This window comes from Rhodococcus sp. 27YEA15 (genome assembly GCF_049739425.1).
Lineage (GTDB): Bacteria > Actinomycetota > Actinomycetes > Mycobacteriales > Mycobacteriaceae > Rhodococcus_F.
The window spans coordinates 2,735,871-2,760,160 of record NZ_JBMHHW010000001.1 but is presented as its reverse complement, the minus strand read 5'-3'; the positions used below and the strand labels follow the sequence as shown (position 1 = coordinate 2,760,160).

24 protein-coding genes and 1 other RNA gene are annotated in these 24,290 nt (G+C 64.7%); 13 read left to right on the top strand and 12 right to left on the bottom strand.

Translation table 11 applies throughout. The annotated features are described in order from the left end of the window. Positions 1-62 precede the first annotated feature (62 nt). Positions 63-800: a zinc ribbon domain-containing protein gene (locus ABH922_RS12755; RefSeq protein ID WP_424807266.1), complete on the top strand. Its 738-nt coding sequence runs from the start codon at positions 63-65 to the stop codon at positions 798-800. Then, a complete protein-coding gene (locus tag ABH922_RS12750; protein WP_424807265.1) occupies positions 797-1,945 on the top strand; it encodes a bifunctional RNase H/acid phosphatase in 1,149 nt (382 codons plus the stop codon). Before ABH922_RS12755 ends, ABH922_RS12750 begins: the two co-directional genes overlap by 4 nt. A gap of 1 nt (position 1,946) precedes the next feature. On the opposite strand, the gene ABH922_RS12745 is transcribed toward ABH922_RS12750, so the two are convergent. After that, entirely contained in the window at positions 1,947-3,179 is a 1,233-nt protein-coding gene (locus tag ABH922_RS12745; protein ID WP_424807264.1) for an SLC13 family permease, read from the bottom strand. Between the two features lie 28 nt (positions 3,180-3,207). Beyond that, positions 3,208-3,735 (bottom strand): DUF1697 domain-containing protein, encoded by a 528-nt coding sequence (locus ABH922_RS12740; RefSeq protein ID WP_424807263.1) that lies wholly within the window; start codon positions 3,733-3,735, stop codon positions 3,208-3,210. Between the two features lie 68 nt (positions 3,736-3,803). Here ABH922_RS12740 and rnpB point away from each other — a divergent pair. The 3 genes from rnpB (at position 3,804) to ABH922_RS12725 (ending at position 6,192) form a co-directional block, all read left to right on the top strand. Then, positions 3,804-4,216, top strand: an RNA gene (rnpB, locus tag ABH922_RS12735) — RNase P RNA component class A. A gap of 337 nt (positions 4,217-4,553) precedes the next feature. After that, the gene (locus tag ABH922_RS12730; RefSeq protein WP_424807262.1) at positions 4,554-4,739 is read left to right on the top strand and encodes a hypothetical protein; all 186 of its coding nucleotides are present in this window, start codon (positions 4,554-4,556) and stop codon (positions 4,737-4,739) included. A 52-nt stretch (positions 4,740-4,791) separates the two neighbouring features. Next, entirely contained in the window at positions 4,792-6,192 is a 1,401-nt protein-coding gene (locus ABH922_RS12725) for an RNB domain-containing ribonuclease (RefSeq protein ID WP_424809661.1), read from the top strand. Positions 6,193-6,197: 5 nt separating this feature from the next. On the opposite strand, the gene pip is transcribed toward ABH922_RS12725, so the two are convergent. The 3 genes from pip to panB are packed head-to-tail and all read right to left on the bottom strand — an operon-like array spanning position 6,198 to position 8,531. After that, positions 6,198-7,166, bottom strand: a complete 969-nt coding sequence (pip, locus tag ABH922_RS12720) for a prolyl aminopeptidase (protein ID WP_424807261.1) — start codon at positions 7,164-7,166, stop codon at positions 6,198-6,200. Continuing rightward, the gene (locus ABH922_RS12715; RefSeq protein WP_424807260.1) at positions 7,166-7,624 is read right to left on the bottom strand and encodes a hypothetical protein; all 459 of its coding nucleotides are present in this window, start codon (positions 7,622-7,624) and stop codon (positions 7,166-7,168) included. Before ABH922_RS12715 ends, pip begins: the two co-directional genes overlap by 1 nt. Positions 7,625-7,679: 55 nt before the next feature. Beyond that, positions 7,680-8,531, bottom strand: coding sequence for a 3-methyl-2-oxobutanoate hydroxymethyltransferase (gene panB, locus ABH922_RS12710; protein ID WP_424807259.1), 852 nt, complete (start codon positions 8,529-8,531; stop codon positions 7,680-7,682). Positions 8,532-8,727: 196 nt separating this feature from the next. On the opposite strand from panB, the gene ABH922_RS12705 reads away from it, so the two are divergent. The 3 genes from ABH922_RS12705 (at position 8,728) to ABH922_RS12695 (ending at position 14,767) form a co-directional block, all read left to right on the top strand. Further along, a complete protein-coding gene (locus ABH922_RS12705; protein WP_424807258.1) occupies positions 8,728-10,308 on the top strand; it encodes an alpha/beta hydrolase in 1,581 nt (526 codons plus the stop codon). 107 nt (positions 10,309-10,415) lie between these two features. Beyond that, entirely contained in the window at positions 10,416-11,756 is a 1,341-nt protein-coding gene (locus tag ABH922_RS12700) for a glutamine synthetase family protein (protein ID WP_424807257.1), read from the top strand. Between the two features lie 56 nt (positions 11,757-11,812). Further along, on the top strand, positions 11,813-14,767 hold the full coding sequence (locus ABH922_RS12695) for a bifunctional [glutamine synthetase] adenylyltransferase/[glutamine synthetase]-adenylyl-L-tyrosine phosphorylase (protein WP_424809660.1): 2,955 nt from the start codon (positions 11,813-11,815) through the stop codon (positions 14,765-14,767). A gap of 5 nt (positions 14,768-14,772) precedes the next feature. Here ABH922_RS12695 and ABH922_RS12690 read toward each other — a convergent pair whose 3' ends face one another. Further along, positions 14,773-15,624 (bottom strand): spermidine synthase, encoded by an 852-nt coding sequence (locus ABH922_RS12690; RefSeq protein WP_424807256.1) that lies wholly within the window; start codon positions 15,622-15,624, stop codon positions 14,773-14,775. Positions 15,625-15,794: 170 nt separating this feature from the next. Here ABH922_RS12690 and ABH922_RS12685 point away from each other — a divergent pair, with 170 nt between their 5' ends. Further along, the gene (locus ABH922_RS12685) at positions 15,795-16,922 is read left to right on the top strand and encodes an NDMA-dependent alcohol dehydrogenase (RefSeq protein WP_424807255.1); all 1,128 of its coding nucleotides are present in this window, start codon (positions 15,795-15,797) and stop codon (positions 16,920-16,922) included. A gap of 113 nt (positions 16,923-17,035) precedes the next feature. Here ABH922_RS12685 and ABH922_RS12680 read toward each other — a convergent pair whose 3' ends face one another. Further along, positions 17,036-17,722, bottom strand: a complete 687-nt coding sequence (locus tag ABH922_RS12680) for a GntR family transcriptional regulator (RefSeq protein WP_424807254.1) — start codon at positions 17,720-17,722, stop codon at positions 17,036-17,038. Positions 17,723-17,852: 130 nt separating this feature from the next. Between ABH922_RS12680 and ABH922_RS12675 the strand changes: the two genes are divergently transcribed. Genes ABH922_RS12675 through ABH922_RS12665 form a run of 3 tightly spaced genes read left to right on the top strand, consistent with a single transcriptional unit; the run spans position 17,853 to position 20,750 of the window. Then, positions 17,853-18,746: a sulfurtransferase gene (locus ABH922_RS12675; protein WP_424807253.1), complete on the top strand. Its 894-nt coding sequence runs from the start codon at positions 17,853-17,855 to the stop codon at positions 18,744-18,746. Positions 18,747-18,795: 49 nt separating this feature from the next. Continuing rightward, entirely contained in the window at positions 18,796-19,641 is an 846-nt protein-coding gene (thiM, locus tag ABH922_RS12670; protein WP_424807252.1) for a hydroxyethylthiazole kinase, read from the top strand. After that, positions 19,641-20,750: an LLM class flavin-dependent oxidoreductase gene (locus tag ABH922_RS12665; RefSeq protein WP_424807251.1), complete on the top strand. Its 1,110-nt coding sequence runs from the start codon at positions 19,641-19,643 to the stop codon at positions 20,748-20,750. The genes thiM and ABH922_RS12665 overlap by 1 nt, the downstream gene beginning before the upstream one ends. Positions 20,751-20,752: 2 nt before the next feature. Here the strand turns inward: ABH922_RS12665 and ABH922_RS12660 are convergent, their stop codons facing one another. Then, positions 20,753-21,121, bottom strand: coding sequence for an inorganic pyrophosphatase (locus tag ABH922_RS12660; protein ID WP_424807250.1), 369 nt, complete (start codon positions 21,119-21,121; stop codon positions 20,753-20,755). Continuing rightward, positions 21,108-21,887 carry a helix-turn-helix domain-containing protein gene (locus ABH922_RS12655; RefSeq protein ID WP_424807249.1) on the bottom strand — a complete coding sequence of 260 codons (780 nt, stop codon included), beginning with the start codon at positions 21,885-21,887 and terminating at the stop codon, positions 21,108-21,110. Before ABH922_RS12655 ends, ABH922_RS12660 begins: the two co-directional genes overlap by 14 nt. Positions 21,888-21,961: 74 nt before the next feature. On the opposite strand from ABH922_RS12655, the gene ABH922_RS12650 reads away from it, so the two are divergent. Then, entirely contained in the window at positions 21,962-22,354 is a 393-nt protein-coding gene (locus ABH922_RS12650) for a VOC family protein (protein WP_424807248.1), read from the top strand. An 83-nt stretch (positions 22,355-22,437) separates the two neighbouring features. On the opposite strand, the gene ABH922_RS12645 is transcribed toward ABH922_RS12650, so the two are convergent. From ABH922_RS12645 to ABH922_RS12635, 3 genes are all read right to left on the bottom strand, one after another. Continuing rightward, positions 22,438-23,433 (bottom strand): alpha/beta hydrolase, encoded by a 996-nt coding sequence (locus tag ABH922_RS12645; RefSeq protein ID WP_424807247.1) that lies wholly within the window; start codon positions 23,431-23,433, stop codon positions 22,438-22,440. A gap of 163 nt (positions 23,434-23,596) precedes the next feature. Continuing rightward, entirely contained in the window at positions 23,597-23,947 is a 351-nt protein-coding gene (locus tag ABH922_RS12640; RefSeq protein ID WP_424807246.1) for a DUF3349 domain-containing protein, read from the bottom strand. A 9-nt stretch (positions 23,948-23,956) separates the two neighbouring features. Beyond that, the gene (locus ABH922_RS12635; protein ID WP_424807245.1) at positions 23,957-24,283 is read right to left on the bottom strand and encodes a DUF3349 domain-containing protein; all 327 of its coding nucleotides are present in this window, start codon (positions 24,281-24,283) and stop codon (positions 23,957-23,959) included. Between the last annotated feature and the right edge of the window lie 7 nt (positions 24,284-24,290).

Genomic DNA, 24,290 nt, shown 5'->3' with positions numbered 1-24,290 from the left:
AAGGTACGGTTGCACGAACAAGTCAAGAGTCGACCCCGCACATACAGCAGGAGTTACAGAGCGTGAACGTCCAACCACAGGTGCAAGCCAAGCTACTCGACCTCGCCGGCGTGGATGCGGAGCTCACCCGGATCGCCTACCGACGCAATGCCCTTCCCGAACAGAAGGAAGTGGAACGCCTCGACGCCGAGCGTGTCACCCGCAAGGACGCATCGGTGGCCGTCGAGATCCAGATCGACGACATCGACCGCGACATTCGTAAGCTCGAAGGCGAGGTCGACGCGGTACGTCGGCGTGAGGATCGTGACCGCACGCTGTTGCAGAGCGGCAGCGTCGGCGCCAAACAGCTCACCGAACTCGAACACGAACTCGGTAGCCTCGTCCGCCGCCAGGGTCTACTCGAGGACGAACTGCTCGAGGTGATGGAACAGCGCGAGGCCCTGCAGGCCGATCACGATCATGCCGGCGCCCAGCTCTCACAAGCCGAGGACGAACTGATCGATGCCAAGCGTCGACGCGACGACGCTGTCGCCGATCTGGACAAGGCCCAGGAACGCTGCGCCGCGGATCGTGAACGTCTGGTCGGGGAGTTCCCGGCCGATTTCCTTGCCGTCTACGACAAGCAGCGCGGTCTGGGTGGACCGGGTGCGGCACTGCTGCAGGCCCGCAGGTGCGGTGCATGCCGCATCGAAATCGATCGCGGCGAGATCTCACGGATCGCCGGAACTGCCTCCGACGTAGTGGTCCGCTGCCCGGAATGTGGTGCGATCATGGTGCGCACCAAGGAATCCGGCCTGTGACTCGCGTCGTCGTCGAGGCGGACGGCGGGTCTCGGGGCAATCCGGGTCCGGCCGGCTACGGGGCAGTGGTGTTCGATACGGCGCGGGAGGTGCTCGCCGAACGTAAGGAGAGCATCGGGATCGCCACCAACAACGTCGCCGAGTACAGCGGGCTGATAGCGGGTCTGACGGCGGCCGGTGAACTCGGTGCGTCCTCGATCGACGTGCGGATGGATTCGAAACTGGTCGTCGAGCAGATGTCGGGCCGCTGGAAGGTCAAGCACCCGGACATGATTCCGCTGCAGCGCCGGGCTGCCGAATTGGCCGCGAAGTTCTCGTCGGTCTCGTACACGTGGATTCCGCGTGCCGAGAACTCCCACGCCGACCGGCTCGCCAACGAGGCCATGGACGCGGCGGCGGGCATCGACATCGACTCCCCGGCAGTGGAATCCGAACCCGCAGTGGCGCCCGGAACGGCAGTGGAATCCGAACCCGCAGTGAGGGAATCCGTTGGGGAACAGAAGGGTTCCACCGGGTGGCAGGCCACCGTCGGGAAGCCGACGCGAATGCTTCTGCTGCGTCACGGGCAGACCGCGATGTCGGTGGATCGCCGCTACTCCGGCCGCGGAAACCCGGCGTTGACGCAGCTCGGTCGGGCACAGGCGGCGGGCGCTGCCGCGCGGATCGGTGGACGAGGCGGCGTCGACGTCGTCGTCTGCTCACCGCTCGGCCGAACCCGCGAAACAGCGGAAGCGTCGGCGCGGGTACTCGGTTTGCCGGTCATCGTGCACGAAGGTCTCATCGAGACGAACTTCGGCGAATGGGACGGCCTGACATTCAGCGAAGCGGCCGAACGTGATCCGGAGCTCCACGCGCGCTGGCGAGGTGACACCTCCGTCAGGCCACCCGGCGGGGAGAGTTTCGACGAGGTACACGAGCGTATCGTCGCCGTCCGTGACGATCTGATCGCCACGTACGCCGGAGCCACTCTGTTGGTGGTCTCGCATGTGACGCCGATCAAGACGCTGGTGCAGCTCGCTCTCGATGCCGGCCCGTCCGTGCTGTATCGCATGCACCTCGATCTCGCGTCGCTGAGCATCGCCGACTTCTATCCGGACGGTGGAGCATCGGTGCGATTGGTCAACGACACGTCGCATTTGGGCTGAGTCACAGCACCAGCCACAGGGCGCTCACCGCTCCGATCAGCGTCAGTGGTGTGGTGATCGCCCCGAGGAGCGTGAAAGTTGCCAGCGTCGGCGGCGCGTCGGCGCTGGTGGCGACTCGCCGCCACAGCATGGTGGCCAGCGAACCCACGTATGTCAGGTTCGGGCCGAGATTGACACCGATCAGCATCGCCAGAATCAGAGCTGGAGGCGCATGGCTGCCCAGCGCAGCGAGCATCAGGAGCGTCGCAGGCAGATTGTTGACGAGGTTGGATGCGACGGCTGCGGCGACGGCGACGAAAAGCAATGCGAGATATCCGGTGTCGGTCGGGAGTAGATCGGTGATCTTGTCGCCGATCGGCCCGTCGGTGACTGCGGTGACCAGAACCGAGAGCGCCAGGACGAACGCGCAGAATCGCAGATCGGCAGCGTGGAGCAGGCGTCGGAGGTCGGTCCGGCGACCGGTGACCGCGATACCGGACAGCGTCAGGGAGCCGGCGACGGCCACCCACGCTGGTTCGACGCCGACGAATCCGGAGACGGCGAATCCGAGGAGGGTCGTGGCGATGACACCGAGAGCGAGCATCGGTGCCGTGCCGGTGTGGACGTGCGGCGGCGGACCGGCGTCGGGGGTGCCCAGATCGGATCGGAAGAACAGTCGGAAGATCAGATACTCGATACCGATCGTCACCAGCCACGGCAGCGCCATGAGCGCGGTGAAGTGAAGAAACGTCAGTCCTGTTGCCGAGAATGCGATCAGATTGGTGAGGTTGGAGACCGGCAGCAGCGTCGACGCCGAATTCGACAGATGTGCGGTGGCGTACGAGTGGGGGCGCGTACTCGTACCGATGGACCTGGCAGCCACGATCACCGCCGGAGTGAGCAGCACCACGGTGGCGTCGAGGCTGAGAATCGCGGTGGTGACGGCAGCGGCGGCGAAGACGTATGTCAGCAGTCGGCGTGGATCGGCCCGTGATCCGCGTTGCAGGATTCGACTGACCCAGGTGAACACGCCGAGTGCATCGGCCGCGTGGGCGAGTACGAGTATCGCGATCAGAAACACGACGGTCGGCGCCATGGTGATCACTTCGGTGCGCGCCGCGTCGAGAGTTACCGTGCCGGTGAGCAGCGCGAGCGCGGCAGCGGGTGCGGCCACCACGATCTCGGGAAGATCGCGTGGGCGTATCACCGCGAAGGCGAGTACGGCGGCTACCAGCAGGATCGGAAGCAGTGTCAACGGCGCGATCCAGGTGCGGTGAGAGCGGTCATTTCAGGATTTTGTGAAGCGTGTTGATGTTCCGCGTGGTGGTGTGGGCCTTGTAGCGTGTCTTGCCGGTGTGGCGGCCGAAGGCGCCGGTGACAGTCATTCCCTTCTCGACCTCCCAGTAGAGGACACCGTCGCCGACGGCAACCTGCTCCACGAGCGGGTCGAGGCCGCCGGACAGTGCGCCGAGTTCGGTGAGCACGGCGGGATCGGCCGCGACCATGACGTAGGAATGTCGGTCCGGGTTTGCGACGACGAATGGAAAGTTGTCCACGATGTTCTGCAGTTCCGACTTTTCGAGGACGAATACCCAAGCCTCGTAGTGGAACTCGCGAGTCAGCGCGCTCTCGATGTCGGTTTTGAGCGCCGACGGTTCGGTCGTGTCGCTGTCGAAGAGCACATTGCCCGACGCGAGTACCGTCTCGACCCGCTCGAACCCGAGGTCGGTGAACACCCGCGTCAGGTCGACCATTTTGATGTTGACGGCGCCGACGTTGATTCCGCGGAGAAGGGCCACGTACCGAGTCATACCGAAACCCTAGTGCCAGGTACCGCCTGCGGGGCGGGTAGTACCACCCGGTAATCTGTTCAGGCAGACGAGTTGGCCGGGCGGCCGCGGCTTCTGGGACCGGCGCGTGAGTGCACAGGCCTGGAGTCGAGGAAAGTCCGGACTCCACAGAGCAGGGCGGTTGTTAACGGCAACCCGAGGTGACTCGCGGGACAGTGCCACAGAAAACAGACCGCCTGCCCTTCGGGGCAGGTAAGGGTGAAACGGTGCGGTAAGAGCGCACCAGCACCCCGGGTGACCGGGGTGGCTAGGTAAACCCCGCCCGGAGCAAGGTTGAAGGTCGCATCGCGTGCGGTGCGGCTGCGCAGATGTCCGAGGGCTGCTCGCCCGAGTCTGCGGGTGAACCGCTCGAGGTACCCGGTGACGGTGTGCCCAGATGGATGGTCGCCACTCGACACCTCGGTGTCGAGGACAGGATCCGGCTTACACGCCGACTCGTCTGCTTTACGTGATTAGACCGGTTCGCCGGGATCGAATGACAGTGACCCCCACCGAGGATCGGCGGGGGTCACTGTGTTTCGGAGTATGTGGATCAGATCGGCTTGATGACCAACAAGGTCGCCCAGTACGTAGCCGCGTCGTGGCCCACGAGCGGGAAGAGGTAATCGTAAAGAATTGCGGACATGCGCACTCCATTTTCTGTTTCGTCACTCGTCATTGGGCGTTCAAGCAGAAATCGCCGATGTGATTCCGGTTTTCACCTGCCAGGCCAGGACAGAGGATATCAGTCCGAGCGCGAACTACAAGCGCGTATCTCGTTGCGATGTCACACTGGGCGTATGACTGATGAAGATCACCTCTGGTACTACGACACGACCACCGGTTCCGTCTCTCAGGGCAAGGAATCGTCGTCCTCGTCGCGGATGGGTCCGTACCCTGACAAGGCTACTGCACAACAGGCTCTGACGATCGCGGCCGAACGTAACAAATCCGCCGACCGTGCAGACGAAGACTGGAACCGCTGAGGCGTTTCCCCACTGCCCGCGTGATGACGGAGGAACTGTGCCCGAGAGTCGAATGACAGTGCCGGGAATCGATTTCGGGACTATTCGGACGGAGTTCGATGTGCCTGGCGCGTTCTCGGCGGCGGCGCGGTCGGCCGCCGAGAACCCGCCCGATCGCTGTGCGTCGTCGCGCGTCGACGCCACCGACCTGGCGCTGGTGACCATCGATCCGCCCGGATCCATGGACCTCGATCAGGCGGTACACCTCGAGCGGACCGAGACCGGGTTCGTCGTTCACTACGCGATCGCAGACGTCGGAGCGGTGGTCGAGCCGGGTGGTCCCCTCGACGTCGAGACCCGCCGGCGGGGTCAAACCTTCTATCTACCGGACGGTTCGGTGCCGTTACATCCACGCACGCTCTCCGAAGGGTCGGCAAGTTTGTTGCCGGATGTGGTGCGACCGGCCGCGCTGTGGCGAATCGAAATCGACGATCGGGGCGAACCGACATCGTGGGGCGTGGCGCGATCTTTGGTTAAATCGGTTGCACGGCTTGATTATTCAACCGTTCAACGGGACGCGGACAACAACTCACTGCATCCGTCGATCGCGGCACTTCCAGAATTCGGCCGGCTTCGAACGGCGTCGGCGATCGAGCGGGGCGCTGTCGAGTTGAAGTTGCCGGAGCAGTCGGTCGTTCGGGACGCGGCGTCGGCGGGCGGGTGGCGCATCGAGTTGGAGCCACGGACCGAGGCCGACGGTTGGAACGCCGAAGTGTCACTACTGACCGGTATGTGCGCCGGACGCATGATGCTGCAGGCGGGAATCGGACTCCTGCGTACGTTGCCACCGGCCGAGCGATCTGCGGTGGACGTTCTTCGAAAAACGGCACTGGCGTTGGGCATCGACTGGCCGGCCGGTGCGAGCGTCGGCCGAATCCTGGCCGGTCTGGATCCGACACTGCCCTCGACCATGGCGGTGATGTCGGTGGCCCCGTCACTGCTTCGCGGCGCGGATTACGCGGCCTTCGACGGCGAACTCCCCGAACTGACGATCCACGCGGGAATCGGAGCGCCCTACGCACACGTCACCGCACCGCTGCGTCGACTGTCGGATCGTTTCAGCACCGAGGTGTGCCTGTCGATCAGCGCAGGCACGGCTGTTCCGGATTGGGCGCGTACCGCGTTGCCGGATCTGCCGGCGATCATGCGCGGATCGGATTCGCTGGCCAACAAGGTCGATCGCGCCTGCGTCGACCTGACCGAGACCACCCTGCTCGCCGACCGTACAGGTGAGGTGTTCGACGCAGTCGTCATGCGGGCGAAGGACGGAAAGCGGGCCGCCGAGGTGTTTCTCCCGAGCGTTGCGGTCATTGCACGGTGCCTCGGAACCCCCGACGACGGCACCCGGGTGAAAGTGCGCCTGTCGGCGGTCGACGCCGACAAGCGCACCGTGGAGTTCACATTCCCGGCGTGAGACGTCTACGTCAGTCGGTAGCGATCGGTGGCCTCGAGTAGGTGGTGGATGATTCCGGGTTCGAGCGCCGAATGTCCGGCGTCGTCGACGATGTTCAGGGTGGACGACGGCCACGCCTTGTGTAGAGCCCAGGCGCTGGTTGCCGGGCACACGACGTCGTAGCGACCCTGGACGATGGTTCCGGCGATACCGCTGATCCGAGGAGCGTCACGCAGAAGTTGGTTCTCGTCGAGGAAACCGCCGTTGACGAAGTAGTGGTTTTCGATGCGCGCGAACGCCAACGCGAAACGGATCTCGGAATTCTCGTCGACCTTCTCCGGATCGGGGAGCAGGTAGCTGGTCGATGCTTCCCAGGCAGACCAGGCGACGGCTGCTCCGGCTGCGATGCTTTCGTCGTCGGAGTGCAGTAACCGGTGGTAGGCCGCGACCAGATCGCCGCCGCGTTCCTCGTCCGGTATCGGAGCAAGGAACTCGTCCCAACGGTCGGGGAAGATGTTCCCGGCGCCGCCGTTGTAGTACCAGTCGATCTCGCTGCGGCGGAGGAGGAAGATTCCGCGCAGTACCAATTCGGTGACGCGCGTCGGAAACGTTTCGGCGTAGGCGAGGGCGAGTGTGGAACCCCAGGAACCGCCGAACACCAACCATCGGTCGATGCGCAGATGCTCGCGGAGGGTCTCGATGTCGCCGAGCAGTTTGTCGGTGGTGTTGACCGACAGATCGGCACCGTCCGCGACGTGCGGCGTCGACTGTCCGCATCCGCGTTGGTCGAGCAGCACGATGCGATACGCCTCGGGATCGAAGTACTGCCGCAACGACGGGTGCGTACCGCCGCCCGGCCCGCCGTGCAGGACCACCACGGGTTTTCCGGACGGATTGCCGCTGGTCTCCCAGTAGATACTCTGGCCGTCGCCGACGTCGAGACGGCCGGACGCGTACGGCTCGAGCGCCGGATACAGCGAGCGACGTTCGCTCATCAGAAGCCCACGAGCCCCGACGCGAGATCCGGGATTTCGAGCCCGATCAGTGCACCGTCGCGCGTTTGCGGACACACCGCGGTGGTGGCGGCGTCGATGCTTGCACGGTTCTGGGCCAGGTCGAGCAGGTTGATCCCGTTCTGAGTCGCCCACGTGATCACGACGGTGTTCAGGCCGCCTCTACCGAGAGTGGGGGTGACGGTGCGCCAGTTCTGCAGCTGTCCGTCCAAGTCCGAGCACAGTTGGGCGACCTGGCTTTCGGTATAGGGCGTGCCCGCGACGACAGCCGTCGAATTCGTTGTGGGCGTAGCCGAATTCGAGGTTGTCGCCGAACCCGTCGCCGACACCGACGTGGGCGTGGGAGAGTTGGTGGACCCTCCCGCGCAACCACTCAGGACCGTGACGAGCGCGGCGGCTCCTGCTACGGCCGCAGCGACACTTCGACGGTTTCCGATCATGGAACGTACCCCCGGCTGATGGAGACAGACAGGCGGCGTTCGCCGGTCCGGTGGATCAGAAGCTGTGCTCGGCGGCAGGGAAGGCACCCGAGCGCACTTCCGCCGCGTAGGCCGCGGCCGCCGAACGCAGTTCGTCACCGACGTTACCGAAGCGCTTGACGAACTTGGCCGTCTTGCCGCTCGTGTACCCGGCCATGTCCTGCCACACCAGTACCTGGGCGTCGCATTCGGCGCCCGCGCCGATGCCGATCGTGGGGATGGTGAGCTTGCGGCTGACCTGGCCTGCGATGTCGGCGGGAACCATTTCCATCACCACCGAGAATGCCCCGGCTTCCTGGACGGCTATGGCGTCGGCCACAAGCTGTTCGGCTCCGTCACCGCGACCCTGCACGCGGAATCCGCCGAGGGCGTTGACGCTTTGCGGGGTGAAGCCGACGTGAGCCATGACCGGTATTCCGGCGGCAGTGAGCGCGGCGATCTGCTTCGCCATTCTCTCGCCACCCTCGAGCTTGACGGCGTGCGCCAAACCTTCCTTCATGAACCGCGTTGCAGTGGTGACAGCCTGCTCGGCGGACGTCTCGTAGGTGCCGAACGGAAGATCGGCCACGACGAGGGCGTGCGGTGCGCCGCGGACGACGCCGCGGACGAGGGGCAGTAGTTCGTCGACGGTGATCGGCACGGTCGTGTCGTACCCGTACACGACATTCGCAGCGGAATCGCCGACCAGCAGTACCGGGATGCCCGCATCTTCGAAGATACGGGCGGTGGAGTAGTCGTAGGCGGTGAGCATCGACCAGCGTTCGCCGTTCTGCTTCATCTCGGCGAGGTGGTGAATGCGCGTCTTGCGCTTGGGCGCGACGGCAGGGGTGGATGCGGGCGCGGAACCGTAGAGCGGTGATTCGGACATCGTTGTCCCTTTCTTGCCTCGAAGCCCTGAGCAGAGATTGCCCGCGGGTCCCCGGGTGTGGGTGATGACGTGGCCCAGTCTGCCACCGGTAACGGTTCGGGCGAAGAGTTCACGGGGTGCAATGGGTCACACGCCGTCGGTGGTCCGAACGCTGCGGAATCGTTCAGCACACGAAGTTCCTGGCACCATCGAGATCATGTCGAAGTGGGATCGTCTCTCCGGTGCGTTGGTCGCAAGCGCCGCAGGGCTCGTGTTGGTGACCGGTTGTACGACCGCGGACAGCGGTGGCGGCGCTCTGGAATCCGGGGGCGCTGCGGCGTCCTCGGCCTCGGCGGTTCCGCCGGGTCTCGAGTTGTTCTACAACCAGTCCCTGGACTGGGGTTCGTGTGCCGATCTCACGGACGACGGCTCCGCTCCACTCGGGCGCGGTGTGGACTGTGCCCGGGTGAGCGTCCCGGTGGACTACGCGCAACCGCAAGGCGATACCGCGACGGTGGCGATCTCGCGAACGAAGGCGACCGGTGATCGGATCGGGTCGTTGCTGCTCAATCCCGGAGGCCCGGGTGCCTCCGGATTGGCCTTGGCCACGCAGGGCGCCGGCACCGAGCTGGCCGAACGGTTCGACATGATCGGGTTCGACCCCCGCGGAGTCGGCGCGTCCACCCCGCAGGTGCGGTGTCTGACCGACACCGAATCGGATGCCGAGCGGGCCGAGGTCCACATCGACATGTCTGCGACCGGAATCGCCGATGCCGAGCAGGACAGCAAGGACTACGCCGGTAAATGCGTCGAGCGCACCGGTGCCGAGTTCCTCGCCCACGTCGGAACGTACGAAGTGGTGCGGGACATGGATGTCATCCGCGGAGTTCTCGGGGATTCGACGATGAATTTCCTGGGATATTCGTACGGAACTCGTCTCGGTGCGATGTACGCCGAGACCTTCCCGCAGAACGTGCGTGCGATGGTTCTCGACGGTGCCCTCGATCCGGATCAGGATCCGGTGGAGGGAGTGATTCTGCAGGGTAAGGGATTTCAAGGTGCGTTCGATGCGTTCGTCGCCGACTGTGTCACCCGCCCCGACTGTCCGTTGGGAACCGACCCGGCGCAGGCTCAGGCGAGGTTCGCCGCCCTGCTCGAGCCGCTGATCCGTACGCCCGCCGCGACGACCGACCCGCGCGGGCTCAGCTACACCGACGCGGTCACCGGTGTTCAGCAGGCCCTGTACTCGCCTGCGTTGTGGACACCGTTACGCGGGGGACTGGCCAGCTTGGCAGACGGAACCGGTGATTCGCTTCTCTATCTGGCCGACATGTACCAGGGGCGGGCCAACGACGGCACGTACTCCAACTTGAACGACGCCTTCAACGCGATTCGCTGTGTCGACGACCCGCCGAACACCGATCGCGCGGTTGCCGGGTTGGCCGACACGCGCTACCGAGAGGCCGCGCCGTTCCTCGACGACGGTCTCGGCACCGGTCGGGCGCCGCTCGATCTGTGCGCTTTCTGGCCCGTGCCGAACACCACGAGCCCCCACGAACTCGATCCGGGGGCGCTGGCGGCGGCGGGCTTACCGGCAGTGGTCGTGGTGTCCACCACCGCCGACCCCGCCACGCCGTATCAAGCCGGTGTCGACCTCGCCGCTCAACTCGGCGGAAAGCTGATCACCTTCGACGGCACTCAGCACACCGTCGTTCTGGACGGCAATTCGTGTGTCGACGATGCGGTAATCGGCTATTTCGTGGACTTGACGTCACCAGAGGAGGGACTGCGTTGCTGATCCGATGATGCCCGTACGCTGCACGGATACCTCGAGATCGGAGAACGATTCGAAACCGGTCGAGTGATGTAACACAGATTTAACGTGGCTTGCTTACTCTCGCGGGCATGGATCGCCAAAAAGAATTCGTGCTTCGTACCCTCGAAGAGCGCGACATTCGGTTTGTCCGCTTGTGGTTCACCGATGTGCTCGGTTACCTCAAATCGGTGGCGATCGCCCCGGCCGAACTCGAAGGCGCCTTCGAAGAGGGAATCGGTTTCGACGGCTCCGCCATCGAGGGATTCTCCCGAGTCTCCGAAGCCGACACCGTCGCCCGGCCCGACGCGTCGACCTTCCAGATCCTGCCGTGGGCGCACAACGACGGTGCACAGCATTCCGCTCGCATGTTCTGCGACATCACCATGCCGGACGGCTCCCCGTCCTGGGCCGATCCCCGCCACGTCCTGCGTCGGCAGCTGAGCAAGGCCAGCGATCTCGGCTTCAGCTGCTACGTGCACCCCGAGATCGAGTTCTTCCTGCTCGAGAACGGGCCGATCGACGGCACTGCGCCGATTCCGGCCGACTCCGGCGGATACTTCGACCAGGCCGTCCACGACTCCGCCCCCAACTTCCGTCGGCACGCGATCGACGCCCTCGAATCGATGGGCATCTCGGTCGAGTTCAGCCATCACGAGGCGGCCCCGGGCCAGCAGGAGATCGACCTGCGCTACGCCGACGCCCTGTCCATGGCCGACAACGTCATGACGTTCCGTTACGTCGTCAAGGAAGTGGCGATCGGAGAGGGGGTGCGGGCGAGCTTCATGCCGAAACCGTTCAGCGACCAAGCCGGTTCGGCCATGCACACACACATGAGTCTGTTCGAAGGCGATACCAACGCCTTCCACAATCCCGACGATCCGATGCAGCTCTCGGAGACCGGCAAGGCGTTCATCGCCGGAATCCTCGAGCACGCCAACGAGATCAGTGCCGTCACCAACCAGTGGGTCAACTCGTACAAACGGCTCGTACACGGGGGAGAGGCACCGACTGCCGCGTCGTGGGGCCCGTCGAACCGGTCGGCACTGATCCGGGTTCCGATGTACACCCCCAACAAGGCGTCCTCGCGCCGCGTCGAGATCCGCAGCCCTGATTCGGCGTGCAACCCGTATCTGACGTTCGCGGTACTGCTGGCCGCCGGCCTACGCGGAATAGAGAAGGGTTACACCTTGCCCCCCGAAGCCGAAGACGACGTCTGGTCGCTGACCTCGGCCGAACGCCGCGCCATGGGGTACAAAGAGCTGCCCGGCAGCCTCGACGAGGCCCTACGCGAGATGGAGAAATCCGAACTGGTCGCCGAGGCACTCGGTGAGCACGTCTTCGACTTCTTCCTGCGCAACAAGCGTCGTGAGTGGGAGGAATACCGCAGCCACGTGACGCCGTTCGAGCTCAAGACCTACCTCGGTCTGTGACGGTGAAGCCGCCCGCTGCGCGTTCCGCAGTTCCCGGACCAGGTCGACTCGGCCTGATGGAGTCCACGGCAGCAGACGAGCTCCGCCAACTCGGATGGTCGGACGACGAGAGCATCGAGTTGCTGTGGTCGCTCTCGCGTGCCGCCAGCGCCGATCTGGCGTTGCGCACGCTGGTGCGGATCAAGGACGGGCTCGGTGCCGGATGGCCCGAGCTCGATCAAGCACTGCGCAAGAACAAGAGTCTGCGAGGGCGCCTACTGGGCTTGATCGGTGCTTCGGCGGCATTCGGTGATCATCTCGTCGCAGACCCGGCGTCGTGGCGACTGCTCGACGGCACCGAACTGCCCACCAAGGAACAGGCGACGGCTGCTCTCCTCGACGTGGTGGGTGCCGTCCTCGACGAGGGCGCAACGGAGGGATCGCAGACGTATCGCGCCTCGATCACCGGACCGGAAGCGGTTGTCGCACTGCGCAAGCAGTACAAAGATCTTCTGATGTCGGTAGCCGCCGCCGATCTGGCGGCCACCGTCGAGAACGAACCGGTGGTGCCCTATCAGACGATCGGGCAACTACTGTCGGATCTCGCGGATGCGGCACTGACGGCGGCGCTCGCCGTCGCGATTGCGACCGTATGTCCGGAGGGCAGCTGCCCCATCCGGTTGGCCGTCATCGCGATGGGCAAATGCGGTGCACGCGAACTCAATTACGTGTCCGACGTCGACGTGGTCTTCGTCGCCGAACCCGCCGATGCGATGGCGAGCCGGGTGGCAGGCGAGCTGATGCGTATCGGCACTTCCGCATTCTTCGAGGTGGATGCGGCGCTGCGTCCCGAGGGCAAGCGCGGCGAACTCGTTCGATCCCTCGATTCGCACATCGCCTACTACAAGCGCTGGGCCAAGACCTGGGAGTTCCAGGCGTTGCTCAAATCGCGGCCCATGACCGGTGACATGGAATTGGGTCGCCAGTACGCCGACGCCATGCACCCGATGGTCTGGATCGCGTCCGAGCGCGAGGATTTTGTTCCCGAAGTGCAGGCCATGCGCCGACGCGTGGAGGAGACGGTGCCACCGGAACTGCGCGAGCGTGAACTCAAACTTGGTCGCGGTAGCCTGCGTGATGTCGAATTCGCCGTCCAGCTCCTGCAATTGGTGCACGGGCGGGCCGACAACTCCCTCCACGTTCAGAGCACTGTCGACGCGCTGACGGCGTTGGCCGCCGGTGGTTACGTCGGCCGCGACGACGCCGCGAATCTGACGGCGTCGTACGAGTTCCTGCGTCTGCTCGAGCACCGGCTCCAGTTGCAGAAGCTCAAGCGCACCCACACCTTGCCCCCGCCGGACGACGAAGACGCCCTGCGGTGGCTGGCCCGCGCCGCGCACATGCGTCCCGACGGACGGCTCGATGCACTCGGTGTACTGCGGGCCGAGGTCAAGCGGAACTCGCATCGTATTCGTCGGTTGCATTCGAAACTGTTCTACCGTCCGCTGCTCGAATCCGTGGCACGCATGGACAAGGAAACCTTGGTCCTGGGACCGGAGGCTGCGGTCCGACAGCTGGCCGCCCTCGGATACACCGCCCCCGAGCACGCTCTGGGACACCTGACGGCTCTGACGAGCGGGGCGTCTCGCAAGGGCCGCATCCAAGCGCTGCTGCTCCCGAATCTTCTCGAATGTCTCGGCGACACACCAGATCCCGATGCGGGTCTGCTGGCGTACCGGCGACTGTCCGACGCGCTCGTCGACAAGACCTGGTTCTTGCGAATTCTGCGTGACGAGGCCGCTGTCGCCGAACGGTTGATGACCGTCCTCGGGTCGTCGGCGTATCTGCCCGATCTTCTGATCAAAGCACCGGACGTCATTCGTCTCTTCGCGGATTCGCCGAGCGGGCCGCGACTGGTCGAACCCCAACCGGAAGACGTCTCGCGCGGAATTCTGACCGCGTCGGGACGATACGACGATCCGCAACGTGCCATCGCTGCCGCGCGGTCGCTGCGCCGACACGAACTGGCCCGGATCGCCTCCGCCGACATTCTGGGCATGCTCGACGTCCGGGCCGTCTGCAAGGCGCTGTCGTCGGTGTGGGCGGCGGTGTTGAACGCTGCGCTGTCCGCGGTGATCAAAGCCAGTGTCGCCGAATTGGGGACGCCCGCTCCCGCGAGTTTCGCGGTGATCGGTATGGGGCGGCTCGGCGGCGGCGAACTCGGATACGGCTCCGACGCCGACGTGCTGTTCGTGTGTGAACCCTATGACGGTGTCGACGAGATTATCGCGGTCAAGTGGGCCAACACCGTCGCCGACCGAGTGCGAAAGCTGTTGGGAGCGCCCAGTACCGATCCGCCACTCGAGGTGGACACCGGGCTGCGACCCGAAGGCCGCAACGGACCGGTGGTGCGCACCCTCGCCTCCTACGAGGCGTACTACGAGAAGTGGGCACAGGCGTGGGAGATTCAGGCCTTGCTGCGAGCTCATCCCGTGGCAGGCGATCCGGATCTGGGTCTTCGCTTCCTGCACATGATCGACAAGACCCGCTATCCCGAGGGCGGCGTCAGTGACGCCGCCGTACGCGAAATCCGGCGGATCAAGGCACGAATCGACTCCGAAAGACTGCCGCGCGGAGCCGATCCCGCCACCCACACCAAGCTCGGTCGCGGCGGGCTCGCCGACATCGAATGGACTGTCCAGCTGTTGCAGCTGCGTCACGCCGATCAGATCCAGTCGCTGCACAACACGTCGACGCTCGAAACCCTCGACGCGATAGGCGCGGCCGAACTTCTCAGCGAAGCGGACGTCGACCTGCTCCGGGACGCATGGATCACCGCGACGAAGGCGCGCAATTGCCTCGTTCTGGTGCGCGGCAAGCCGACCGACCAATTGCCCGGCCCCGGGCGGGTTCTCGCGGGGGTCGCGCAGATCGCCGGCTACGGGGACGACGCCGGTGAGTTCCTCGACAACTACCTCCGGATCACACGTCGAGCGAAGGCTGTGGTGGAGCGGGTGTTCGGCGGCGAGTAGTGGGCTCAGTCCTGCAACACCGTCCCGGGTGCGGCAAATGTGCGGACCTCGGCCGTTCTCCAGAGGTGGGCGGGTACTGCACCGCCGAGCAGATCACGGACCAGCGACGGTTGCTCGCCGATCGGCACGTCGGAGCCGGCGATGATGATGTTCCCGTACCGCCGACCCTTGAGCATCGCGGGATCGGCGATGATCGCCAGATGCTCGAACTGTGCGGCGATGGTGGCGGCCTCGCTACGCGCGCCCCGCAGATCGGGAGTGTCGCCGCAGTTGACGAGATAGATGCCACCGGGAGCGAGTATGCGTCGTACCTGAGCGGTGAACTCGGCGGTGGTCAGCGGCGTCGGCGTCGTACTGCCGGCGAACACGTCGCGGATGACGAGGTCGCGGGTCGACTCGGTCAGGGTTTCGAGAACCGCGCGGGCCTCGCCGACTCGGATGCGCAGAAGAGGCGCCCGGGGAAGATCGAACCACCGTCGAACCAATTCGGCCAGTGCGCCGTCGATTTCGACGACCACTTGACGAGCGTCCGGGTAGACGGCGGCAAAGTATCTGGCCATCGAGCACGCCCCGCCGCCGAGGTGCAGTACTCGCAACCGCTCGGACGTGTCGCGTTCGGAGTCGACCAGATGGGCGATCCAGCGCATGTACTCGAAATCGAGAACAGTTGGATCGGCCAGGTTCACGTGCGAGCTGGGGACCCCGTTGATCTGGACGATCCAGCTGTCGTCGGAGTACTGATCGCGAACGAGCTCGCACGTTCCGGTGTCGATCGCAAACGTGCCGGCGGTGGGTCCGCTGTCACGGCCGTCGGGCGTAGGCAGGCGAGTCTTGGTCTTGCGGGTTCCTTTGGCCACCGCGTCAATGTTAGGGCCTGCGGCCCCGGGCGCCTTTTCGGTAGTCCGCGCCGTCAAAAAGGCGCACAGGTGGTGGCGGTAGGGCACACTCGACAGCGGGGTTGTGAGTGGCATCACAACGTCCGTTCATTCGTACGTTCACTTATCGTCACAACGTTCGAGGAGTGCAGGTGAAGATCAAGGCAGCGGTTATCAAGGCGCCAGGTCAGGCGTGGGAGATCGACGAGGTGGAACTCGGAGATCCGGTACACGGTGAGGTTCAGGTGCGGCTTGCCGCGTCGGGGTTGTGCCACTCGGACGAACATCTGCGGACCGGTGCAACACCGTTGCCGTTCTACCCGGTTCTGGGTGGGCACGAAGGTGCCGGAGTGGTGACGAAGGTGGGATCGGGCGTCACCAGTGTCGAAGAGGGCGATCACGTGGTGCTCGCGTTCATCCCGGCCTGCGGGCGCTGTCGTTCCTGCGCCGAGGGGCTGCAGAACATCTGTGACGAGGGCGCGGGTCTGCTGACCGGACAGGCAATCTCGGACAAAACTTCACGCGTCACACTTGACGGTGATCCGGTGGTCCAGATGTGTCTGCTCGGCACCTTTGCACCGTACGTCACCGTCAACGAGGCGTCCGTGATCAAGATCGAGAAGGACATTCCTCTCGACAAGGCGGCTCTTCTGGGTTGCGGTGTGGCCACCGGATGGGGATCGGCCACGGCGATCGGCGACACCAAGGTCGGCGACACGGTGGTGATCGTCGGAATCGGCGGAGTCGGAATCAATTCCGTGCAAGGGGCGGCGGCGGCCGGCGCGCGCCACGTCGTCGCGATCGATCCGGTGGAGTTCAAACGTGAGAAAGCGTTGGAACTCGGCGCCACGCACACATACGCGTCGATGGCGCAAGCGCATTCGGCGATCTCCGAGATCACGTGGGGCCGGATGGCCAACGTCACGATCATCACCGTCGGCGAGATCGAGGGCGACATGATCGCGCCGGCGCTGAGCCTGACCGCCAAAGGCGGGCAAGTGGTAGTAGTCGGCATGGGAAACTACGCGGACACGCAGGTGTCGCTGAGTCTGTTCGAGCTGACACTTCTGCAGAAGCGGTTGCAGGGTGCCATCTTCGGTGGTGTCGGTCCACGTTCGCAGATCCCCAAGTTGCTCGATCATTACCGTAGCGGCGCCCTGAAACTCGACGAGCTGGTGACCAACACCTACTCGCTGGAACAGATCAACGAGGGGTATGCGGACATGCTCGCGGGCAAGAACCTGCGCGGCATGATCGTCTATACCGAGGCCGACTACTGATCGATCGTCACCGTCGGACGGCCCGACACCGGAGCATCGGTGTCGGGCCACTGTGACTTCCGGGGCGGTACGCCGAGCCGACTTCCGGGGCCGTACGCCGAGCCGCGAATACCTCAACGGCGGGCGAACAATGCTATTCGCTGATCGCGGCTCCGTTCGAGATGTTCGCGCATGTGCTGCCGAGCCGACGCCTCGTCGCGGGCTCGAATCGCGTCGAGAATGCATTGGTGTTCGGCGTTGAGCAATTCGGGTTCACCGTAGTTCGACGGTGGCCCACTGTCGTAGATACGTAGCTGAGTGGTCAGTCGGATCAGTAGCGAGGCAATCGTCGTGTTGTGAGCTGCCTGCCACATGGCTTCGTGGAATTTGAAGTTCGCCGCCCTGATTTGTGATCCTTCCGTTGCTGCGCAGCAGAATTCGTGAAGTCCGTCGAGCCGGGCGAGGTCCAGTGCACTGTGCGCGAGAGCGGCAGCGCCTGCCGCTTCCGATTCGAGGGCAACCCTGGCCGCGTAGATTTCGATCACGTCTTCGGGGGTACCCGACCGGACTCTGAACCCCCGCGCTGCGCGTTCGAGGAGGCCGTCGTGGGCGAGCCAGTTCAAGGCTTCGCGGATCGGCGTCCGGGATGCGCCGTACGTCTCGCACAACTGGGTCTCGTGGAGTGGCGCACCCTGGGGGAACTTTCCCTCCAGGATGTCCGCGCGTAAGCGTAGATACTGCCTCGACGTCGTATCGGAGCGCCCCAGCGCGGCCTCGGGCACCAGAAGATCGGTGCTGTTCGTCTCGTCTTCGGCGCCCATGAGTCCCCGTTCGTCATTCGCTGTGTGAAGCAGATGTGATTATGCCATCGACGACAAGCGAGTACTTGCGTATACGCTAGTACTCGCTTAAGTTCGTGAAGGTGAATATCGAGTCGGGAGGGACGTCACCGTGACCAAGTCGCCATTGATCGGCGCTCAGGCGCTCCATCAGCTGCTGCGCGCAGACGGCGTCGTCGTACTCGACGCGACCGTGCATTTTCCGGCGCCGAGGTTCGACGGTGACTATCGGCCGGAATCGGGCTACGGCGGCTGGCTCGATGCGCACATCCCGGGGTCGCGACACGTCGATCTGATGAGCACGATGTCCGCCCGGCAGGCGGCGCTGCATTTCACCCGTCCGAGTGCGGAGCAACTGCAATCGGACCTGGCCGAGTTCGGTGTCGAGGCGGGCTCGACCATCGTGGTCTACGACCAGGGTTCGATGACCTGGGCGTCGCGGTTGTGGTGGGTACTGCGCAATGCGGGCATCGACGCACAGGTGCTCGACGGCGGGATCGCCGCCTGGGCTCAGCTCGCCCTCCCTGTCGAAACCGGGGTCGGTGCCGCACCGGCTCCGGCCTCGACGCGGTGGAACACTGCCGATCTCGGACTCTGGGCGGACAAGGATCAGGTTGCGGCAATATCGAACGGGGCCGCCGTAGGCACGCTCGTGTGTGCGTTGTCGTCCGAGCAGTTCGAGGGAACCGAGCGCACCAGATACTCGCGGCGTGGTCACATTCCGACGAGCCTGAACATCTCCGCCAAAAGCCTTCTCGACGACGACGGCAGGTTGCTACCGTTGCCGGAGGTCGCCACTCGAACCGAACCGGTACTCCGGGACCGGCAGGACCCCGTCGTGATCTATTGCGGTGGTGGAGTTTCGGCGTGTCTGACGGCGCTCGCTCTGGTGTCGAACGGTCACGGCGACGTGAAGATCTACGACGGTTCACTCGAGGAATGGACGGCCGACATGGCTGCGCCGCTGGTCGTTTCGGGGGCTGCGGGTGACCAGCGATGTCGTTGACAATTGATTCTCCCGACCTTCATCCACGCACTCGCTTTGAGGAACATTCATGTCTGACACCCGTTACGCCGACACCGCCGCTGATGCTCTGCTCGCATTGCGAGCCCAGGTCCCACTGGTCCAGTCGCTGACCAACATAGTTTCGGCCAACTTCGTCACCAACGTTCTGCTGGCAGCCGGGGCCAGCAATGCGCACATCGACAACGTGCACGAAGCAGCCGGTTTCGCTGCGATTGCCGGGGGAGTGCTGATCAACCTCGGTACACCGGACGACGGGACGGCGGAAGCATTCGTTCTCGCTGCCGAGGGCGCCCGCGCTGCCGGAACCCCCTGGGTGCTCGACCCGGTCGGCGTCGGCGGACTGCCATGGCGCAGCTCAATTGCGCTGGACCTGTTGAAGTCTCACCCGACGGCGATCCGAGCGAACGGCTCCGAGGTCATCGCGCTGGCCGGGCTCGGCGGTAACACGCGCGGCGTCGACAGCTCGAACGATTCCGCCGACGCCGTTCCCGCTGCGCTGTCTCTTCTCGCGCACACCGACGCCGTATCGGCGTCCGGCCCGGTCGACTACCTCGTCGGACGTGGACGCTCGGGCGAGGTCGAAGGCGTGCGGATCTCCGGGGGCAGCGCCCTGTTGCCGCGTGTCACGAGTACCGGCTGCTCGCTCGGCGCTCTGGTTGCGGCGTACGTCGCGGTGACGGACACGGCCCTCGACGCTCTGATTGCCGCGCACACTCACGTCGCGGTGGCGTCGGAGATCGCGGAGGAGAATTCGTCCGGGCCAGGGTCGTTTGCCGTCGCCTACCTCGACGCCTTGTACTCCGTGGATGCCGACACCATCCGGTCCCGTGCCCGGATCGAGCAGTTCGCACTTGCGGCTGGTGCGCAGAACTGATGGGCGTCAAGACATTCTGGTATCTCACCCAGGCGGACGGCGACTATCCGTGGAGCCCTGGCGGTCTGTTCCCGGTGAGCGGTGCCCGGCAGATCGAGCTGGCCAAGGCGGTAGAGGACGGCGGATTCGAGGGTGCGTTGGTGGCCACCTGGCCCAATGACCCGTTCGTCTCGGCTACCTGGGCGGCGGCGCACACCACTCGGATGAAGTTCCTGGTGGCGGTGTACGCCAACATGACGCCGGCGCGTCTGCTGGCAGAGAAGGCATTGACCTTCGACGCTTTCAGTGGCGGTCGATTGATGATCAACTCCGTCAACGGGCGGGAGAACATTCTGATCAAGTACGACATGAATGTTCCGCACGACGAACGGTACGAACTGGGCGAGCAGTACTGGGCGGATTTCCGCAGGCTCTACGGCGAAGGAACCGAGTCCAACTTCCCCAATACTCCGCTGCGGATCGATGCGCCTGCCGCACATCGGGTTCCGCTGTGGGGAACCGGTGATTCGCCTGCAGGCCTGGCTAATTCGGGGAAGGTGCTCGACACCTACCTGGCGATGTTGCGGGAAACGTCCTTCATCGAGGATAAGTTCGCCGCTGCCCGCGACGCCGCGACCGCCGCGGGCCGGGAGTTCACCGATTTCGGTGCCCTCACCGGCGTCATCGTGCGGCCCACCGCCGACGAGGCCCGCGAGCGATTCCGGTCACTGTTCGAGAAGACCGGCGTCGAGCAGATCGCGCACGTGCTCGACAACGCGGTGCGCCGACGCACTCACGGGGCGCAGGACTTGAAGACGTTCACCGCTCGCGACGCACAGCGGCAAGGGTGGGCGGACACCATTGCCGCCGGGGAACTACCCGAACCGGATGACCTCTACGTCGGAGATGGCTTGTACGCCGGGATCACCGCGTGGTCTCCGCTGGACATCTTCGGAACCGGATCGTCCGCCGTCTACTACGTCGGCGATCCCGATTCGATCACGGACTCGGTGCGAACGCTGCGGTCACGAACCGGCCTGACGGCACTGATCCTGGCCGGTTGGCCGCTGATCGAGGAGTCGGAGCACGTCGCGGAGCACCTGATTCCGCGATTCGACGCGCTGGACTGACCTCACCGCTGCGGTGACGACTCACGCCGGAGGATCGCGGTTCCCAATCCGAGTGTGCTGCGCAGGAATTCGGCGACCACCTCGACGTCGGCAGCGGTGCAGTCGAGGACGATCTTGATCTCGACGTCACGTTTGACCGCGTCGGCGATGACGGCGGCCGCGACGACTCCCGTGCCGTCGGCGGATCCGAACACGTCGATGCCGGCGCCGTCGCCGCCGGCGGTGCCCTCGAGGTAGCCGTAGTCCAGCGGATAGACGATGTGCGGGTATCGAGGGTGGGGGAACCCTCGCGGCCGGTCGATCACCAGACCGGACGTGGCTGTCAGGTGATCGAGGGTTGCGAAGAACCCGTCGCCGCTACCGGTGTTCACGCAACAGTTGGGTCGTGGTGATACCGGCCAATGCGCGGACGTCGCGAGCGAGGTGTGACTGATCGGCGTACCCGGCCGCCGTCGCCAACTCGGCGAGCGGGGACGAGTGAGCCCGGCTCGAACTCAGCACGTTCTGCATGCGTTGTACCTTCTGAATCATCTTGGGAGACAGTCCGATCGTCACCGAGATCGTACGCCGAAACTGACGTTCGGAAACTCCGAGATCAGCGCTGATGGTGCGGACCGGGCTGTTGGGAGAACCGGTGAGGGCCGCGAATCCCCGCTCGGTGGTGTCGTCGTGGCGTGGGTGCGGCCACAGTGCCCGTAGCAGGGTGTCGTCGACGAATCCTTCGCGTAGAGCGTCGGCGAGAATACGTGACTGTCTGGACGTGAGCACGTCGTCGAAGGCGACCTTCCGATCTTGAACGGCGTCGGCGTCTGTTCCGAGCAGGGCCCGTAGCGCCGGCGGTGAGATCCGAAGCCCCCACACGGTGGTTCCCGGATCGAAGGAGACGAGATCGGCTGTGGTGGCCGGACCGACCAGCCAGGACCGCCCGGTGCTGTCGGCGATGAAATCGGCGCTCAGGTCAGGCAGGATTCGCTTGGGCACCTGAAGCCGAGATGCGCTCGTGGTACTGCGCCAGAGCGCTCGAAACGACGCTCTTGGCCCGGCGAACGGGATTTCGGCATATCGATGGCCGTTTTGTTCAAGACTCGTCGCACCGTCCCGGCTACCGTCAGTGGAGAAGGCATCGGTGGCGGTCATCGAACAATCGTCACATATCCGCCGATGTCATCTCGAATCGAATTGCTTCGTTACCGGAAAACAGGAGAAATACCGTGCCCGTCTCCCCGAAACTCGACCTCGTCGGTATCGTCACCAGTGACCTCGACCGCTCACTGGGCTTCTACCGGAGCCTCGGTCTCGATATTCCGCAGGTTCCGGCCGACAGTCCGCATGTCGAGTTCACCTTCGACAACGGACTGCGCCTTGCCTGGGATGCCACTTCCACCATCGTCGGTTTCGACCCTGATTTTGTCGTGGTCGAAGGTCGGCATCCGGTTGCGTTGGCATTCGATTTCGGTACGCCCGCCGCGGTGGACGAGGCGTATTCACGGATCACCGCCGAATACGCCGGTCACCGGGAGCCGTTCGACGCGGTGTGGGGACAGCGGTACGCCGTCCTGCTCGATCCCGACGGAAACACCGTGGATCTGTTTGCCGCGATGTAGGTCTCGACGAGAGCGGTGGTGCCGTACCGATCAGTGCAGCCTGCCAAGCCCGATCAGTGCCGGCCCCACCACTGACTCGCAGGTCACCAGGCGTTCAGCGTGTCCAGGATCTGACCGCGCGCCTTGAACAGCTCGGAACTCCAGTACGGCCACGAATGGGTGCCGTTCGACGGAAAACTGTAGGTGGCGGGTATCCCGAGTGAGCTCAACCGAACCTGAAATGCGCGGGTGTTGAGAAGCGCGAGACCTTCGAGGCCGATGGCACTGCCGGTGTTGACGTAGTCGATGGGCGTGCGTGGTCTGTCGAACTCGCCCGGCAGACCGCTGGCAGCCGAGATGTACATGGACAGGCCGGCCAGTTCGGGCGCGAATACGAACGGATCGTTACGCAGCCAGGCCGGGTTCCACGGCGGCCCCCACATGGCGTCCACGTTGTACCGGCCGGCACTGATCATGGCTACCCGCAGTGCTTCGCGCATTCCGGGAGCCGAGACGTTGAGGTACCCGGAGAGAGATCCCGCGAACTTGAACTGGTCACGGTGATAGGCCGCCAGCGTCAATGCGGCGCTGCCGCCCATGGACAACCCGAGAACACCGTTGTTGGTCCGCGACACCCCACGAGTGGCAAGGTACGCCGGAAGCTCTCGGGTCAGAAAGGTCTCCCATCTGTAGGTGACCGGTTGATTGTTGAAATTGCTGGCCGAGTACCAGTCGGAGTAGAAACTCGACTGGCCACCGACAGGCATGACCAGAGTGAGATTGTCGTTGCGGTATTGATCGAGAGCATTCGTCTCGAAGCTCCACGCGTTGCGATCGTCGCGGGCCCGCAGTCCGTCGAGGAGGTAGAGGGCGGCAGTTCCTCCGCGCGCCGCCCACTGGATCTGGACCTTGATCGGTCCCATGGACGAATCGACGAACACCTCCTCGAACCCGCCTGCAGGTGCAGTGCGAGCAGGTGCGGCGTCGGCGACGGCACCGCCGAGGACGAGTGCGGTCAGCGGGAGCACCAACGCCGCGGCCAGTACGGCGGCTGTCTTGCGTTTCAGTCGGCGACCTGACCGGTGCCATGCAGTTCTCACCTGTGTACCCCCACCCTTCGGTGGTTGCCCACCGAACTCGCACCGGCCCCCGTGGCGCGGAATTGAGGACGACATTAGGTTGAGAGCCCTCCGCGACACCTTTCCGTTACTTTTTCGTGACCATACGGGTCCGGTTCGGGTTGTATGCCGATAATCCGGGTGGTCACGACACCGGAGGATCGCCGTCCGCCGGGCGATGTCCTTCGGAGCGGCCACGGACCGAGGTCTCGTCCACGGGCCACCCACCCTCGATCAGATGTTCACGAACACGCGCCACGTCCGCCTCGTGCGGCATCGAGTCGGTGAACTTCGTGATCAGGACACCGATGTCTATCGGGTCTGCCGGTATCGGATACTCCGCCAGCAGAGCGGCACTCAGTTCGGCGACTTCGTCGTCGGACAGCTGACGTCGGAGCAGGGCTATCAGCGGCACGTAGTCCTGCTCCGGGAAGCCGTTGGGATACCCGGCTCGGAGCCAACCGAGTATCGACGCCAGCAGAGGTGGAAGAGCCACGAACGCTGATCAGATCGCGTCGAGGTCGGCAAGTGGCCATCCCGCCGCGGCGAGTACCGAGGCGACCCGGGCAATGTCGTCGTCCGAGGGGCTCTGCGCCGTCACGTCGGCGATCTGAGCGCTGATCTCGTCCGCGGAAATGATCCGATCACCGGTCTCGTCGTTCAATTCGGCCAACGCCGCGCCTACGGCGATCTGGTGAACCTGAGCGTCGGTGAGCTTGCGCCGCAGCAACGCGATCAAGGGAATTCGATCCTTCGGCGGGATACCGTCGGGGTATCCAGCTCGCAACCAGTCGAGGATCGATTGGGGAAATGAAGGGATGGGAGTGGTCACAAGGGTC

What these genes read in the sequence shown, in the direction of transcription:
- ABH922_RS12740 (WP_424807263.1), bottom strand. Translation starts at nt 3,735, where the DNA reads ATGACTCGGTACGTGGCCCTTCTCCGCGGAATCAACGTCGGCGCCGTC.
- ABH922_RS12730 (WP_424807262.1), top strand. Translation starts at nt 4,554, where the DNA reads ATGACTGATGAAGATCACCTCTGGTACTACGACACGACCACCGGTTCC.
- ABH922_RS12725 (WP_424809661.1), top strand. Translation starts at nt 4,792, where the DNA reads ATGACAGTGCCGGGAATCGATTTCGGGACTATTCGGACGGAGTTCGAT.
- pip (WP_424807261.1), bottom strand. Translation starts at nt 7,166, where the DNA reads ATGAGCGAACGTCGCTCGCTGTATCCGGCGCTCGAGCCGTACGCGTCC.
- ABH922_RS12715 (WP_424807260.1), bottom strand. Translation starts at nt 7,624, where the DNA reads ATGATCGGAAACCGTCGAAGTGTCGCTGCGGCCGTAGCAGGAGCCGCC.
- panB (WP_424807259.1), bottom strand. Translation starts at nt 8,531, where the DNA reads ATGTCCGAATCACCGCTCTACGGTTCCGCGCCCGCATCCACCCCTGCC.
- ABH922_RS12705 (WP_424807258.1), top strand. Translation starts at nt 8,728, where the DNA reads ATGTCGAAGTGGGATCGTCTCTCCGGTGCGTTGGTCGCAAGCGCCGCA.
- ABH922_RS12700 (WP_424807257.1), top strand. Translation starts at nt 10,416, where the DNA reads ATGGATCGCCAAAAAGAATTCGTGCTTCGTACCCTCGAAGAGCGCGAC.
- ABH922_RS12695 (WP_424809660.1), top strand. Translation starts at nt 11,813, where the DNA reads ATGGAGTCCACGGCAGCAGACGAGCTCCGCCAACTCGGATGGTCGGAC.
- ABH922_RS12680 (WP_424807254.1), bottom strand. Translation starts at nt 17,722, where the DNA reads ATGGGCGCCGAAGACGAGACGAACAGCACCGATCTTCTGGTGCCCGAG.
- thiM (WP_424807252.1), top strand. Translation starts at nt 18,796, where the DNA reads ATGTCTGACACCCGTTACGCCGACACCGCCGCTGATGCTCTGCTCGCA.
- ABH922_RS12665 (WP_424807251.1), top strand. Translation starts at nt 19,641, where the DNA reads ATGGGCGTCAAGACATTCTGGTATCTCACCCAGGCGGACGGCGACTAT.
- ABH922_RS12655 (WP_424807249.1), bottom strand. Translation starts at nt 21,887, where the DNA reads ATGACCGCCACCGATGCCTTCTCCACTGACGGTAGCCGGGACGGTGCG.